Origin of the sequence: Clostridium sp. ZS2-4, from assembly GCF_026719745.1 — a bacterium.
Taxonomy (GTDB): domain Bacteria; phylum Bacillota; class Clostridia; order Clostridiales; family Clostridiaceae; genus Clostridium_H.
The window spans coordinates 1-15,784 of record NZ_JAPPRQ010000055.1 but is presented as its reverse complement, the minus strand read 5'-3'; the positions used below and the strand labels follow the sequence as shown (position 1 = coordinate 15,784).

At 28.9% G+C, this 15,784-nt stretch carries 15 protein-coding genes and 2 tRNA genes; 12 read left to right on the top strand and 5 right to left on the bottom strand.

Annotated elements, in window-relative coordinates; genetic code table 11:
* Window positions 1-39 precede the first annotated feature (39 nt).
* Window positions 40-768 carry a pseudouridine synthase gene (locus OIO11_RS11390; RefSeq protein ID WP_268071599.1) on the top strand — a complete coding sequence of 243 codons (729 nt, stop codon included), beginning with the start codon at window positions 40-42 and terminating at the stop codon, window positions 766-768.
* A gap of 262 nt (window positions 769-1,030) precedes the next feature.
* Here OIO11_RS11390 and OIO11_RS11385 read toward each other — a convergent pair whose 3' ends face one another.
* From OIO11_RS11385 to OIO11_RS11370, 4 genes are all read right to left on the bottom strand, one after another.
* Window positions 1,031-1,678 (bottom strand): amino acid ABC transporter permease, encoded by a 648-nt coding sequence (locus OIO11_RS11385; protein WP_268071598.1) that lies wholly within the window; start codon window positions 1,676-1,678, stop codon window positions 1,031-1,033.
* Between the two features lie 28 nt (window positions 1,679-1,706).
* The gene (locus tag OIO11_RS11380; protein ID WP_268071597.1) at window positions 1,707-2,510 is read right to left on the bottom strand and encodes an amino acid ABC transporter substrate-binding protein; all 804 of its coding nucleotides are present in this window, start codon (window positions 2,508-2,510) and stop codon (window positions 1,707-1,709) included.
* Between the two features lie 156 nt (window positions 2,511-2,666).
* The gene (locus tag OIO11_RS11375; RefSeq protein ID WP_268071596.1) at window positions 2,667-3,611 is read right to left on the bottom strand and encodes a polysaccharide deacetylase family protein; all 945 of its coding nucleotides are present in this window, start codon (window positions 3,609-3,611) and stop codon (window positions 2,667-2,669) included.
* Window positions 3,612-3,633: 22 nt separating this feature from the next.
* Window positions 3,634-3,906 (bottom strand): hypothetical protein, encoded by a 273-nt coding sequence (locus OIO11_RS11370; RefSeq protein WP_268071595.1) that lies wholly within the window; start codon window positions 3,904-3,906, stop codon window positions 3,634-3,636.
* A 309-nt stretch (window positions 3,907-4,215) separates the two neighbouring features.
* Between OIO11_RS11370 and OIO11_RS11365 the strand changes: the two genes are divergently transcribed.
* The 6 genes from OIO11_RS11365 (at window position 4,216) to OIO11_RS11340 (ending at window position 11,532) form a co-directional block, all read left to right on the top strand.
* On the top strand, window positions 4,216-4,515 hold the full coding sequence (locus OIO11_RS11365; RefSeq protein WP_268071594.1) for a YerC/YecD family TrpR-related protein: 300 nt from the start codon (window positions 4,216-4,218) through the stop codon (window positions 4,513-4,515).
* A gap of 43 nt (window positions 4,516-4,558) precedes the next feature.
* Entirely contained in the window at window positions 4,559-6,841 is a 2,283-nt protein-coding gene (gene pcrA, locus OIO11_RS11360; protein ID WP_268071593.1) for a DNA helicase PcrA, read from the top strand.
* Window positions 6,842-6,955: 114 nt separating this feature from the next.
* The gene (gene ligA / locus OIO11_RS11355) at window positions 6,956-8,953 is read left to right on the top strand and encodes an NAD-dependent DNA ligase LigA (RefSeq protein ID WP_268071592.1); all 1,998 of its coding nucleotides are present in this window, start codon (window positions 6,956-6,958) and stop codon (window positions 8,951-8,953) included.
* Between the two features lie 28 nt (window positions 8,954-8,981).
* A complete protein-coding gene (locus OIO11_RS11350) occupies window positions 8,982-9,245 on the top strand; it encodes a hypothetical protein (RefSeq protein WP_268071591.1) in 264 nt (87 codons plus the stop codon).
* Window positions 9,246-9,387: 142 nt separating this feature from the next.
* The gene (locus OIO11_RS11345) at window positions 9,388-9,864 is read left to right on the top strand and encodes a hypothetical protein (protein ID WP_268071590.1); all 477 of its coding nucleotides are present in this window, start codon (window positions 9,388-9,390) and stop codon (window positions 9,862-9,864) included.
* A gap of 105 nt (window positions 9,865-9,969) precedes the next feature.
* Entirely contained in the window at window positions 9,970-11,532 is a 1,563-nt protein-coding gene (locus OIO11_RS11340; RefSeq protein WP_268071589.1) for a peptide ABC transporter substrate-binding protein, read from the top strand.
* Between the two features lie 274 nt (window positions 11,533-11,806).
* Here OIO11_RS11340 and OIO11_RS11335 read toward each other — a convergent pair whose 3' ends face one another.
* Entirely contained in the window at window positions 11,807-13,222 is a 1,416-nt protein-coding gene (locus OIO11_RS11335) for a hypothetical protein (protein WP_268071588.1), read from the bottom strand.
* An 89-nt stretch (window positions 13,223-13,311) separates the two neighbouring features.
* Here OIO11_RS11335 and OIO11_RS11330 point away from each other — a divergent pair, with 89 nt between their 5' ends.
* The 5 genes from OIO11_RS11330 (at window position 13,312) to OIO11_RS11310 (ending at window position 15,738) form a co-directional block, all read left to right on the top strand.
* A complete protein-coding gene (locus OIO11_RS11330; protein ID WP_268071587.1) occupies window positions 13,312-14,289 on the top strand; it encodes an AIR synthase family protein in 978 nt (325 codons plus the stop codon).
* Between the two features lie 67 nt (window positions 14,290-14,356).
* Window positions 14,357-14,953, top strand: a complete 597-nt coding sequence (locus OIO11_RS11325) for an XTP/dITP diphosphatase (RefSeq protein WP_268071586.1) — start codon at window positions 14,357-14,359, stop codon at window positions 14,951-14,953.
* Between the two features lie 13 nt (window positions 14,954-14,966).
* Entirely contained in the window at window positions 14,967-15,446 is a 480-nt protein-coding gene (locus tag OIO11_RS11320) for a metallophosphoesterase (protein WP_268071585.1), read from the top strand.
* Between the two features lie 135 nt (window positions 15,447-15,581).
* Window positions 15,582-15,657 (top strand) — tRNA-Pro (locus tag OIO11_RS11315).
* A gap of 7 nt (window positions 15,658-15,664) precedes the next feature.
* Window positions 15,665-15,738 (top strand) — tRNA-Gly (locus OIO11_RS11310).
* Window positions 15,739-15,784: the final 46 nt, after the last annotated feature.

Below are 15,784 nucleotides of genomic sequence, written 5' to 3'. Positions count from 1 at the left end.
ATGGTTTAGTAGTTAATACTAAACAGGGAGTGAAGAATAATGGAAAGATTAGATAAAATTTTGGCCAATTTAGGATATGGGTCAAGAAAAGAGATTAAAGCGCTTGCAAAGGCTGGAGAAGTAGAAATTGATGGAGAAGTTGTTAAAGATAGTAGTTTCAAGGTAGAACCAGATAAGTGTGTTATAAAAGTTTCAGGTGAAGAAGTTAAGTATAGAGAATATATTTATATTATGATGAATAAGCCATCAGGAGTGATTTCAGCTACTTTTGATAAATATGATGAAACAGTAATAGATTTATTAGAGTATGAAGACGGTGCATTTAAGCCCTTCCCGGTAGGAAGACTAGATAAGGATACAGAGGGACTTCTTTTAATAACTAATGATGGAGAACTAAATCATAGGCTAACTTCTCCAAAGTGGCATGTGGATAAGGTATATTATGCAGAGATAGATAAGCAAGTTGATGAAGGTGATATAAAAGCTTTTGAAGAAGGTATAGTGATTGATGATGGATATAAATGTTTACCAGCTAAACTTGAAATTATAAATGCTGATAAAGATGGTTCAGAGGTTTATGTTACAATTCAAGAAGGAAAATTTCATCAAGTAAAAAGAATGTTTGAGGCAGTAGATAAGCAAGTTATTTATTTAAAAAGAATAAAAATGGGGAAATTGGAATTAGATGATGAATTGGAGCTGGGAGAATATAGAGAATTGACAGAGGAAGAATTGTTAAATTTAAAAGAGAATCTTGTAAATAAATAAAAAAATAAGATGAATTAGAGAAAATTTATGAATAAATTATGAAGGATACAGATTATTATAACATTTTATTTACAATTAAATCTGCAAAATGTCTTGCAATTTATATATTTATCTAATATAATAGCTTGTGTAAGGGAAAATAAAAAGAATGAATAGCCCCCTTTTTATTAATTTAGACACTCCAGCCCCAGGACGTGTCTTGCCCTAAATAATACTAAAAAACACTATCACCGGGATAGTGTTTTTTAGTATTATTTTTTATTTATTCAAAAATAAATCTGTTTTCAAGAGCTTTAAAAGAAGTTGTAAATACAGTTGTCATCATAAGATAAAGTATGGTAGCTAATAGAAATACTTCTAGTGGTTTATAAGTAGCTGCATATATTAATTGTGATTTTCTCATTAAATCACCCATGGATATAGCGGAAACCAAAGAAGTATCCTTAAGTAGTGCTATGAATTCATTGGACATTGGAGGAAGCATTCTCTTTATACTTTGTGGAATTATGATTAAAAACATAGTTTGCCAGTAATTCATTCCTAAAGCTTTTGAAGCTTCCCATTGCCCGTTATCTATGGATTGTATTGCAGCTCTTATTATTTCAGTAATGTATGCAGAAATATTTATAGTTAGTCCTATTACAGCGGCGGTAAAAGAGGTGAACTTTATTCCAAGTTGAGGAAGCCCGTAATAAATTACAAATAGTTGAATTAAAAGAGGGGTACCTCTGAACAGCCAAGTATAAAAATCTCCAAACTTATTTAAGGCTTTTATTTTACCTATTTTGCAAAAGGTTATAACTAGGGCAAGCATTGTACCAAGAATAATTGCAAGTACTGTTAATTCTATTGTTATAATACTTCCCTTTAATAAAATTGGAAGAGATTTTTTAAATGTAGTAATATCCATATTTCTGCACTCCTTTGTCTTTGTTAAACTAATCCATTTTTGTTATGTCTTCTCCAAACCAATCTTTTGATATTTTAGCTAGAGTACCATCTTCTTGCATAGCTTTTAAAGTTTCGTTAAATTTTGCTATAAGAGCAGTATCCTCTTTTCTTAAACCAATTGCTATAGGCTCTCTTGAAATTTCTTTTTCAACAACTCTATATTTGTCACTGTGTTCTTTTATATAATATCTTGCTACTAATTCATCAACTGCCACAGCATCAAGTCTTCCTATTGCCAAATCTTGAAGTGCTTCTGTGTTTTTATCATATTGTTTAACGTCTTTCATTGTATCTCTAATAGGTGCTATTGCCTCAGCACTTGTACTTCCAACTTGAATACCTACGATTTTATCTTTTAAATCATCAGCTGAGTTTATAGAAGTATTGTCTTTTTTTACAACGATAACTTGTTTTTCTAAAATATAAGGATTTGAAAAGGCTATTTCTTTTTTTCTTTCTTCAGTAACACTCATAGCAGAAATTATTACAGTGAATTTTTTAGAATTTAAAGATGGAATTACGCCACTCCATTCAGTAGGCATATATTCTATTTCAACACCCATTCTTTTAGCCATTTCATTAGCCATATCGATATCAAAACCTATTATCTTGTCCTCATCTGAACGAAAACCCATCGGAGGGAAAGAATCATCTAATCCTACAACTATTTTACTTGGAATACCATCTTTAGTATCCGTAGTTGAAGCATTTTTACTACTACCGCATCCTACAAGAGACGTTATTAAAAGTGAGCTTAATATCAGACTAACTAATTTACTTATTTTTTTCATTGTGATAATCCTCCTTATCGGTTATGTAAAATTTTAATTAAGTGTAAATAAATTTTCTATGAATTTATTATACTTTATTATGTTAAAGTTGTAAAGTGCTAAAATAAAAATACCATATAGAGTAGAAATTTTTATTGTCTATTCTATATGGTATTTTTATTTAGCTCTCAAAAATTGATTAATATATTCATTTGGAGAAAGAGTTTTAAATTCAAACCCTTGATTGATTAAACCTTCAATAATTTCAGGTAGAGCTTCTACAGTAGTGGTTTTAACAGAATTATCATGCAGTAGAACTATTAAGGCAGATTTACTTTTACTTGTGTTTAAAACAGAAGTAACTATTTTAGTTTTGCTTTGAAGTTTAACAGATGCATCAGTTGAATCTATATTCCAATCAAAATAAGTATAGCCGTTATCTAGTAAGTATTTACTTATTTCTAGCATAAGAGTTGTTCCACCATATCTACGACTTATGCTATTATTACTTCCACCAGGAAGTCTTACTATTTTAGGTTTTATCCCTACAGAGCTATTTAAAAGAGTTTGTAATTTATTGAAATCTTCTGCAAAATCCTCAACGCTTTTATATATTTTACTATAATTATGACTATAAGTATGATTGCCAATAGCATGACCTCCGCTGGTTATGGCTTTGTAAGTGTTAATTCCTAATTGAGAGGTAGAACCATTTACAAAAAAAGTAGCTTTAATATTATATCTATCAAGAATATTTAATATATTTAAAGTATTTTTAGAAGGACCATCATCAAAGGTTAGATATGCTATTTTATTTTGTGGAATATTTGCAATGTAAAAGGAATTAGTGTTACTTAAGGCTAGTTTATTTTCTAATTGATTATTTTCTTTAATTAATTTTATTTTTTCAGATTCTGCTTTCTTTATTTTTTCTGAAAGTATTTTTTTTTGATAGTCCGTAGTAGACATATTACTACTAAGGACATTTAAAGATTCTTTTTTTTCAAGAATTATTTTTTGTACAGCAGCAGCTTGGTTACATTGAAGTGCTATCTTAAAAATAAAAAGAGTTTGAATGATAAACAGGACAGTTAAACTTGTAGTAAAGGGTCGTTTTCGCATGATATGTTCACCTTCTAAAATATTATGTATGTAATTGTTTTTTTAGTTTGTTATTTTTTTCTTTCAATTCAATACTTTCTTTTTGCAAATTATTGAGTTTTTTTTGCAGTGAAATAAGTTCTTGTTCTAGTAATGAAGCTTTTTGGGATTCTTTATAGCATTTCTGCTCAACCTTTAGAGCTTGCTGACTTAAAGTATCAATATATTTTTGCTTAGAATGAGAGAACGTTAATGAAAAGAATAAAGTAAGGATTAATGTTATATGAAGTACACTTAATTTATTGATAAATTTCATTATAAAAATCTCCTTTAGCTAAAAACATATGTTATAATCTTAGTTTGTCCTTTTGAAAAATATATATTATTAAATTACTAAAATTAAAACTATGTAATTTATACCTTTTATACGAATTATTAAGCAATAGATGGTAATAATCTATAAATAACAAAATCTTGTTATTGAATTTTGCACTCTTTAAGTATTAAAATTAAAAGATGTGTAAATTAATGTAGAAGAAAGTATTAGGTAATGATAAAATTTAAATGTATGTTAATAATAAAAAATATCGATATATGCAAATTGGCAAAGACAGGGAGTGATTAAGTGTCAGATTTTAAGTCTAAACTAGAAAATAAGGAAATGGACTATCTATGTGAAGCGATTTTATGTTTAGAGACAAAAGAAGAATGCTATAGATTTTTTGAAGATATATTTACAATAAATGAATTAAAAGCAGTAGAACAAAGGCTTCAAGTTGCAAAAATGCTTAATAAAAAAAAGACTTATACGGAAATTGCAGCAGCAACGGGGGCAAGTACTGCTACTATAAGTAGAGTAAATAGATGCTTAAATTATGGAAGTGATGGGTACAACCTAGTATTAGAAAGAATAAAATGGGGATAATACTTATAAATGGATAAAGGTATAAAAATTAAGGAGTGGTCTAATGGATTTAAAAGCACTATTAAATAAGGAACAGTATGAGGCAGCAACCACAATAAAAGGACCTTTACTTGTATTGGCTGGGGCAGGGTCTGGTAAGACGAGAGTTCTAACTTATAGAATTGCCCATATGATTGAAGATCTAGATATACCACACTATAATATATTGGCTATAACTTTTACTAATAAGGCAGCAGGAGAAATGAAGGGAAGAATAAAAAGCTTAATTGATGTGAATATAGACAATATGTGGGTATCTACCTTTCACTCATGCTGTGTTAGAATTTTAAGAAGAGAAATAGATAAGTTGGGATACAGTAAAAACTTTGCAATATACGACAGTTCTGACCAAAAAACTTTAATAAAACAGTGCATGAAAGAACTAAATATAAATGATAAGGATATTGATGAAAAAGAGATAATTTCTAAAATGGGTAAACAAAAGGACAACCTGATATCAGCGGAACAGTTTAAAAAGGAAAATGAAAAAGAATTTAGAAATAACAAGATAGCTGATGTATATGTTTTATACCAAAAAAGACTAAAAAATAGTAATGCTCTAGATTTTGATGATTTGATTTTCAAAACTGTAGAATTATTTAAGAAAAATCCAGATGTTTTAAAATTCTATCAGAACAAATTTAAATACATAATGGTAGATGAGTATCAGGATACAAATAAGGCTCAGTATGAATTAGTTAAGCTTTTAGCGGAAGCTAATAAAAATATATTTGTAGTTGGCGATGATGATCAATGCATATATCAGTGGAGAGGAGCAGACATAAAGAATATTTTGGACTTTGAAAAAGATTATCCGCAGACTAAGATTATAAAGTTGGAGCAGAACTACAGGTCTAAAGGGAATATATTAAATGCAGCAAATGTTGTAATAAAAAATAACTCTCAAAGAAAAAGTAAGGTTTTGAGAACAGATAATCCAGCTGGTGAAAAAATAAAGACATATAGAGCTTTTTCGGATATAGATGAAGGAAATTTTACTGCTAATGAGATAAAAAGACTTATGGAAAATGAAAGCAGAGGTTTTAAAGATTTTGCTGTACTTTATAGAACAAATGCGCAATCGAGAATTTTTGAAGATATATTTATGAAAAGAAGTATTCCTTACAGAATAATAGGTGGACAAAAATTCTATGATAGAAAAGAAATTAAAGATATAACTGCATATTTAAGATTTATAAACAATTTACAGGATGATATCAGTTTAAAAAGAATAATAAACGTTCCTAAAAGGTCAATAGGGGCTGCTACTGTAGCTAAGATACAAGAGTTTGCAAATTATATGGATGAGTGTATGTATAGTGTATTACTAGATATAGAAAATATTCCAGGACTAACGGCTAGAAGTATTTCATCAATAAATAAATTTACAAGTCTTATAAATTCTTTTAATAGAACGAAGGATAAAGTAAGTGTATCAAAGCTTATAGAGGAAATTTTGGAAAGCACAGGATATTTAAAGGAACTTCAAGCTTCTAAAGAAATTGAAGATATAAGCAGAATAGAAAATATAAAGGAATTGGTATCAGCAGCTGTAGAATTTGAAAATAGCTCTGAAGATAAATCACTTTCAGCTTTCTTGGAAAATGTTGCATTGGTATCAGATATAGATAATTATAGTGAAGATACAGATGCAGTAGTAATGATGACTATTCATAGTGCTAAAGGGTTAGAGTTTCCAGTAGTATTTATGGCTGGTATGGAAAATGGTATTTTCCCAGGAATGCGTTCTATGGAAAATTTTGCTGAGATGGAAGAATCAAGAAGACTTTGCTATGTTGGTATAACTAGAGCTAAAGAAAAGATTTATATGACTTCGGCAAGCACAAGACGGGTATTTGGTAGAACTGTAAGTTATTCAGAATCTGATTTTATAAATGAAATATCATTAGATCTTCGTGAAAATGTGAGAGAAAAAAGAAATGGTACTTCTAAAAGTACCTCATCTACAGCTTTCCAGGCATATGTAAATAATAATCTGGGTTCTCATTCCGTAGATTCCTTTAAAACCAGAAAAGTAGAGAAAACTATTAATTCTATATTAAATAACCAGTGCTTAAATTCAGATAGTAATTTTAAAAATGAAAGTAAGCAAAAAATTGATTTAGATGAAATAAGTGTTGGAAGAAAAGTTAGACATGAGAAATTTGGAACGGGGACTATAGTCAGTACTTCAAAGACTTCAAATGATGTTAAAGTCACTATAGCTTTTGATAACATGGGAATAAAGCAGCTTATGCTTAATATGGCACCAATTGAACTGCTATAAAAAAGAAATTTGATCCTTATACTGAGTTTAGTGAATATAGAGAGTTTATGTTCTGAACTTCTAAACTCAGTATAAGGAAGTGAATTTTGGGTAAATGGATGGTGATTTTAGTTGATGGAAGATAAAAAGCAAAGAATAGAAAAGTTAGTAAAAGAGTTGAATAAGTATGCATATGAGTATTATACTTTAGATAACCCTTCAATTTCAGATAAAGAGTATGATGAAAAGTATGATGAGCTTGTAAGGCTTGAAAAAGAAACAGGTATAGTATTTCAGTATTCACCTACCCAAAGAGTTGGTGATATTGTGTTGTCTCAATTTCAAAAGTATACTCATAAGGGTAGACTATGGAGTTTAGGGAAAGCTCAAAGTATAAATGAAATTAGAGATTGGCACAATAGAAATCTAAAGGCTGTTAATGAATACAATGCTAATCACCAGGATAAGTTGCCGACGGTGAAATATATTTTAACTAAAAAATTTGACGGTCTTACAATAAATTGTACATATAATGAAGAGGGAATATTAACAAAAGCAGCAAGTAGAGGAACAGGTGAAGTAGGAGAAGATATAACTGCGCAGGTGAAAACAATAAAGGCATTGCCACTTATTATTGATAATGATGCACTTATAGAAGTACATGGAGAAGCTATTATGACAAAAGAAGCTTTCAATGAATATAATAAAGTAGCAGAAACTCCTCTGAAAAATTTAAGAAATGGTGCTGCAGGAGCATTGAGAAATTTAAATATAAGAGAAACTGCAAGAAGAAATTTATCAGCGTTTTTCTATGATGTAGGTTACAACGAAGGAATCCCTTTTGAGACATATGTTGAAATGTTGGATTTTATAAAGAAAAAAGGACTTCCAATGGATGATTATATTAAAGAGTGTTCCACAATTGAAGAAATTGAGAAAGAGATAAAATATATAGAAGATATAAGAAATAACTTGAATTATGAGATTGATGGAATAGTACTAGCCATTGATCATATTAAAACTCGTGAAATAATAGGGTATACAGTAAAATTTCCTAAATGGGCTATTGCGTATAAGTTTGAAGCAGAAGAAGCAACTACTAAGTTGATAGATGTAGAATGGAATGTAGGAAGAAGTGGAAGAGTTAGTCCTACGGCTATACTAGAGCCGGTAGAAATAGGGGGAGTTACTGTAAAGAGAGCAACATTAAACAATATGGATGACATAAACAGAAAGGGAGTAAAAATAGGAAGTAAAGTATTTCTACGTCGTTCAAATGATGTAATTCCTGAAATAATGGGAGTCACAGAAGAAGCAGAGGAAACGAGAGAAATAGAAACTCCTAAGGTTTGTCCGTATTGTGGCAGTGAAATTGTACAGCAAGGTGTTCATTATTTTTGTGATAATACACTTTCGTGTAAACCTCAACTTGTAAAATCTATTGTTCATTTTGGTAGTAGAGATGCTATGAATATTGCTGGGTTTAGCGAAAAGACAGCAGCACAATTGTTTGAGGAGCTTGATATAAAGTCTCTTTCAGACTTATATAGAATTAAAAAAGAAGATTTGTTAAAGTTAGAGAGATTTGGAGAAAAAAAAGCACAAAACTTAATTGAGGCTGTAGAAAAGAGTAAAGAATGTGATTTGCCATCTTTTGTATATGCGCTAGGGATACCTAATGTAGGTAAAAAAACTAGTATAGATTTATGTAAAAGGTTTAAAAATCTTTCCAATATGCAAAAAGCTGATTTTGAAGAACTTATATCGATAGAAGACATTGGAGAAATTGTAGCTCACAGTATAATAGAATTTTTTAAAGATGAGAAAATAACAAAAAGTATAGAAGAACTTTTACAACTAGGTGTTAATCCATATTATAAAGAGGCAGTAGTTGAAGAAAATGTATTTAATGGAAAAACAGTAGTTGTAACTGGTTCATTAGAGACTTTTTCCAGAAGTGAAATAAAAGAAAAGCTTCAAGAACTAGGGGCTAAGGTTTCAAGTAGTGTAAGTAAAAAAACAGATTATGTATTAGTAGGAAAAGATCCAGGATCAAAACACCAAAAAGCTTTAGAAATAGGTGTAAAGATTATAATTGAAGATGAATTTAAACAAATGATAAATAAAATTTAAAACAGGAAAGGGATCTGGGGGATACAAAATGAAAAAGTTTGTAAGTATATTTGCATGGATTTTTGTAGTAATTACTAGTTTATGCTTAATATTTACTATGATGTCAACTTATAAAATTGTAAATATAGAGTACTTTAATAATTATTATATATTTCAGTGCAGTATAGTAATAACAATGTTTTTATGGAGTATTAAACAATTACACTTAAGAAATAAAGAATGGATAAATTCATTTTTATGTATGCTTATGGGTTTTGGAACAATGTTTTTTTTATTCATGAAAGTATATTAAAACGTCAATTATTTGGCGTTTTTTTTATATAGGAATTTTATATAGTATATGATTTTAGTATGTTTGAAAGGTTTATAATATAAATTTCAGTTAATAATCATATAATATAAGGGAAAATATTGAATTAAGTGGAGGTTGATATATGTTTAAAGGGTTATTTGATTTTATATACTTTAAAGTTAAAAAAAATGAAATAAAAAAAGCTAAATATAGATTAAGAAGATTAAAAATTAATACATTGTTAGATTTATTAATCAGAAATTGTAAAGAAAAAAACATTATCTATAATGTATTAGAACAAACTAAAAGTGAAATGTTAGTAGAACTTACAGGTAGTAAAGAAAAAATATTGTTGAAGTATGATAGGGCGGATATGGTTTTTGATGAGGAGTATAATAATTTTATAGATAAAATGAAAAAAAATCAGGCTAATAAAGGTATATACATAACATCAGGATTATTTCAAGGTGGCTTGCATGGAAGTAGAATTATTTTTCCCAAAGAAGTTATTATGCAAGATTATACCTATTTTATGAAAAGTCAATTAGGACTAAGAGGAAAAACAATTGATATTTTTAAAAATAAAAAACTTAATTTTTACAAATATTTGCCTAGATAAAGTGAAACTTCAACATTTGGATATAAATTTACCGTATTTTGTGTATTATTTTGTGTATTGGCAATAATTCATATATAACTTGATTTGGAAATGGATGGTATGATTATGAAAAAATATATAGCAATAGTATTGATTTTTTTTATGACAGTAGTAAGTGGATGTATTAAGAAAAAAGAAGTTAATACAAAAGTGAGAGACTATATTGTGTACAACATAGAAAAGCTGCCAGAAGATTTAATAATGCTAGACAATCATAATATAAGACAGGAAGAATTGCTATTATGCTTATTTGAAGGGTTAGTATCAGTAGATGAAAAAGGGGAAATAGTACCAGCATTAGCCTCAGAATGGGAGACAAGTGAGGATAAGTTATCTTATCAATTTACAATAAGAGATAATGCTAAGTGGAGTGACGGTAGTGATATAACAGCAGATGATTTTGTTGATTTCTTTTCAGAATTATTAAAATACCAAAATAATATTTATAAACAGCAGTTATACTGTATTTTTGGAGCTAGAGACTATGCTGAAAACAAAGTAGATATGGATAGTGTTGCTGTAAATGCAGTAGACAATAAAACTTTAGAGATAAGGCTAAATTATCCCTGTAGCTATTTTTTAGATATTCTGGGTCAACCTATATATGTATTGAGAAAAGATTTTAATTATTTAAAAGAATGGAAAAAGAATTATGATAGAATATTATATTCTGGAGCTTTCAAACTGGAAAGTATTTCGGATAAATTAGAACCATGTTTTTTGAAAAATAAAATGTATTGGGATAATAAAAATGTTATCAGTGATAAGCTGTATATAAAAAATGAAGAAGCTAGTGCTTTTGTTTTAGCAGATTATAAATGGAATGAAGTTGATATAATGACTGATCCACCCAAAAGTGAAATAAATGAGTTTCTTAAAAACGATGAGATATTAAAAAATTATTCACTAGATGGTATGAGTTTATATTTTAATTTAAATAAACAGGGAATAGTAAGAGATGATAATTTTAGAAAGTGTATTAACTATTGTATAAGTAGAAAAGATATTAATAATATATCATCAGGAGAAGTGGTTAAAAGTTTTGTTCCACAAAATATAAAAGGCTATTCATTTAATAGTAGTTTATTTACTGAATATAGCAGTAGTTCTAAGGCTGAAGAGTTTTTAGATAAAAGCAAATATAATAAAGAAAAAATTAAATTGGTTTACTGCAGCGAGAAACAAAATAATAAAGAGATAGTAGATGAAATTGTAAAAAGCTTAAAAACAATTAATCTTAATATCTTATCAGAGGGATATAACCAAGAAAAGTTCAAAGAAGTAATTGAAAATAGTGAGTATGACGTACTATTAACAGAGTATATAGGAGAATATAATTCACCAATGGCTTTTCTGGAAAAGTGGGTTAGTAATTCGAGATTTAATATATATGGATATAATAATATTGACTATGATGTTTTGATTTTAAAAGCAAGGATAACTAGAGATAATAATCAGGCAATTCAATATTTAAATTCTGCACAAGAATTGCTATATAATGATATGCCCTGTATACCCTTATATTTTTATGAAAACATAATTTGCAGAAAAAAATATATAGAAGGATTACAAATTAATAAAAGAGGAAATATAATTCTGAAAAACATATATATAAAGAAACCAATTTAATAAAGCTCCCTAATAAGTTTAGGGGGCTTTATTTTTAGGAGATTTAGAAATGAAGTAAGCACAATTTATGTTATTAAGGTTTATATCATAAGTAGAAGTAATATTATTCAGAGTACACATACCATTTTCACAATAAATACAATCTTCAGAGCAATTTATATTTGTTGGAACAGCATATAAATTATTGAATTCGAGCGACCCCTTTCTTTTGTTTTATTATTTAGTGAATATAGTTTAAACATGTTTGGCTATTCTTATACTTATGATTAAAAAGTTAATTTGAGGAATTAATGTTTTCGGGAATATTTGTTTTAAGGTGATTATTAAATAGGTATAGCATTAAGAAAAATAATTCTAAATTTTTTCTACTGTCAAAGGTTGCTTTACTCGGCTTAAAGCTTTTTTTGTTTTTATCATAAGTTACATACTTAACAAAAATTGGCGCTACTTCACTGTTTCCAGGACTAGCTATCGTAGGCATTTTAAAATATTGTTCATCCAATAAATTTTCAGGTTTAGTTTCAAAATATTTATAATGTTCAACATCATCTAAATTTGGAGTTTCTGGCCAGCTTAAAATTATTCCAGAGTCAACTAATTGATGTGTAAATATGTCTAAAATCATTTTATCATTATCTTCCTTATTCATATGATTCTGATAAATACTACAAAGAAGATATAGAACTATTTCTCTACAAGAAAAGTCAATTTCTTTTTCTTCAGAAGGCTTTAACCAAATAGAGTGTTCTTCATCATAATATTTTATTAGAAGTTTATAAAAATTTTCTCCTATTTTTTTAAATTTGTATATACTTGTATGTTCGTAAATTAGCATTGAATTTAGATACAATAAACATAAATCTGTCACATGGATGTTATCTGTTATACTTGTATTGTAATTTTCATAGAGTAAATCGAAAATATCGAGAAGAAGCAATTTTACATCTTCTATTTTAGAGTAAGTATAAAAAATATTAAGCTGTAAACATAATTTACACTGATCTTGAAAAGATATATTATACATTTCATCTTTAAATTCTAAAAACATATTTAAAATGTCATGAGAAAAATTTTTATAGGAATCTTTAAGTTTCCCATCTATATAAGTAGAAGATTTATAATAAGCATTCATAAGTAATGCTTGATCAGAAAATTTAAAGTTCTTATTTTTTTCTTTAAGTTTAATTTTCCCAGTTATAGAATCAGTGCAATCTTTTTTGTCAACGAACACCCCTTCTTCATTTCTTAAATAAGATGCATAAAAATCTAATTGCTTTTTAGTAAGTTCTGTGTACAAAAAACTCAAGCCATATTTATTAGAAGAGGAGTCTTTGAATTGGTTGTAGTAGTCAATAAGTTCTAAAAGACACAAGGTCATATAACCATTACTGGAGACAGGTATATCTTTTTTTACTTTGTTTTTTGACCATAACAAAGTATTTTCTTTGAGTTTTAGTCCAGCAGCAGCTTTTTTATACACACATAAAAGTGGAGAATTTAAATCCAATGTGTTAATATCAATACTAGATATGTTTTTAAAATTTAGTTCCTTAGGGTCAACTACAATTCCACATCCAGAATAGAGTACAATATCTTTTATAGATTCTTTTGATAAGTGAAATAATTGTGATTTGATTTGCTCTATATCTAGTCTGTTCATTCGTAAAAAAGGCCCTATATACTTTAACATACATACACCACCATAAATTAATCCTTATATAAATAATATGTAAAGAGATAATAAAAGGTGATAGTTTTTAATCTAAAGGAGAGGTTTTTATGAAAATAGGAAAGCTTCATTGGGATGATTTACACAAAATTATTGCTGAAAATAAAAGTGTCAAGAGAGAGGATGTAAGGATAAGAAGTGCTATTGGAGAAGATTGCAGCGTAATGAATTTTGGAGAGTATGAATGTGTAATGTCTACAGATCCAATAACAGGAGCAGAGAAGAACATTGGAAAACTAGCTGTACATATTAATTGTAATGATGTGGCTTCTTGCGGGGTTGAACCGGCAGGACTGTTGGTTACTATTCTTATTCCGCCACATTCAGAAATTAAAGATATTGAAGAGATAATGAGGGAAATAGATGAGGAAACTAAGAAATTAAATGTAGAAATATTAGGAGGACATACAGAAGTAACAGATGCAGTCAATAGAATAGTTGTTTCATGTACAGTTATAGGAAAGACTAAAAAAGATATGGCTGTGGCTACTAGTGGAGCACAAATTGGGGACGATATAATTGTTACAAAAAAATTATGTTTAGAAGGAACGGCTATAGTAGTTAATGATTATTATGAAAAAGTAAAAGATATATTAACTGAAAGAGAAATAGAAGAGGCTAGAAGTTACATAGATGAACTAAGTGTTGTAAAAGAAGGCAAAATAAGTGGAAAATTTGGCGTGAATTCCATGCATGATATAACAGAAGGTGGAATACTGGGGGGCTTATGGGAAGTTGCAGAAGGAAGTAAAGTGGGATTTAGAATATATAAAGAAAACATGCCAATAAGTAGTGTAACCAAGAAAATATGCAATATATTTTCAATAGACCCTTTAAAATTCATTTCTTCAGGAAGTATGTTGATTACCAGTAATGATGGAAAAAAACTGGTAAAGACATTGAAGGAAAATGGTATTGATGCCACAATAGTAGGCAATATTACTAATAAGAATAGGGTTATAATAGAAGATAATAAAGAATATGCTGCACTTCCATCTGAAAGAGACGAGCTTTTTAGGATTGGATAAATAATAAACTTTAAAGCTTGTTATATATATAATAAAATTAATTATATGAAAGAGGTTAGATAAAAGAATGAAGAAGCTTTTAGTTGCAAGTAATAATGAGCATAAGATAAATGAAATAAAGGAAATATTAAAAGATTTTCCTCTTAAAATAATTTCATTAAAAGAAGCTGGAATAGATGTTGATGTTGAGGAAAATGGTAATACTTTTATGGAGAATGCACACATTAAAGCCAGTGAAATATATAAATTGGCTGATGGATGTATGGTTGTGGCTGATGATTCTGGACTTACAGTAGATATACTTAATGGGGAACCAGGAGTATATTCTGCAAGATATAGTGGAGAACATGGAAATAATAAGAAAAACAATGAGAAATTATTGAAAAACTTAAAAGGAATAAAATTTAAAGATAGAAAGGCTAAGTTTGTCTGTGCCATAGAATTAATTATTGATGAAGAGAAAGTTATAAATGTGCAAGGAGAAATCGAAGGGTATATAGTAGAAGAAGAAAGAGGAAAAGATGGCTTTGGATATGATCCTTTATTCTACATTCCCGAGTTGAAAAAAACCTTTGCAGAAATGAGTTCAGAAGAAAAAAATTCTATAAGCCATAGAGGCAGAGCCCTAAAAGAAATACAAGAAAAGGTTAAGGAAATATTATAAGGGGGAAGGATAAGTGCTTATAGGAGTTGTAAGTGACACACATAGAGACAAGTCTGTTTTTCAAAAAGTTGCAGAAGTTTTACAAGATACAGATTTAATTATACATTTAGGTGATAATGTTCAGGATGTTGAAGGAATCAAGGAATATTATAAAAAGAAAATTATAAATGTTAGAGGAAATTGTGATTTTGGAAAAAAAGAACCTTTAGAATTATTGGAAGAAGTTGAGGGTGTAAAGATTTTCATTACTCATGGACATAACTATGATGTTAAGTATAATATATTAAAATTAAAATATAGAGCTGAAGAACTGGGTGCAGATATAGCATTATTCGGTCATACGCATGTATCGGTAATTGAATATGAAGAAGGAATTTGGTTTATGAATCCAGGAAGTGCATCTTTACCACGGGATGCCTATAGCAGTGTGGCAATAATAGAAATAAATGATAGGAAAATAAACCCAGGTATAAAATTATTACAAAAAGAATAAAAAGTTTTGAAAAAAGTATTGACGTATTTAGAAATATGGTGTAGAATAATTCATGTCGCTAAGGAACAGAGCGGAAAATTAACAAGAGGTTAACTTGTTGATAAATGCTAGAAAGAGTTTTTTAGGACATGACAACGGGGTGTGGCGCAGATGGTAGCGCGCATGGTTTGGGACCATGAGGCCGCGGGTTCGAGACCTGCCACCCCGACCAAAAAAATGCGGGTATGGTTCAATGGTAGAACGTCAGCCTTCCAAGCTGAACACAGGGGTTCGATTCCCCTTACCCGCTCCAAAATATGCGTCTTTAGCTCAGCTGGATAGAGCAACGCCCTTCTAAG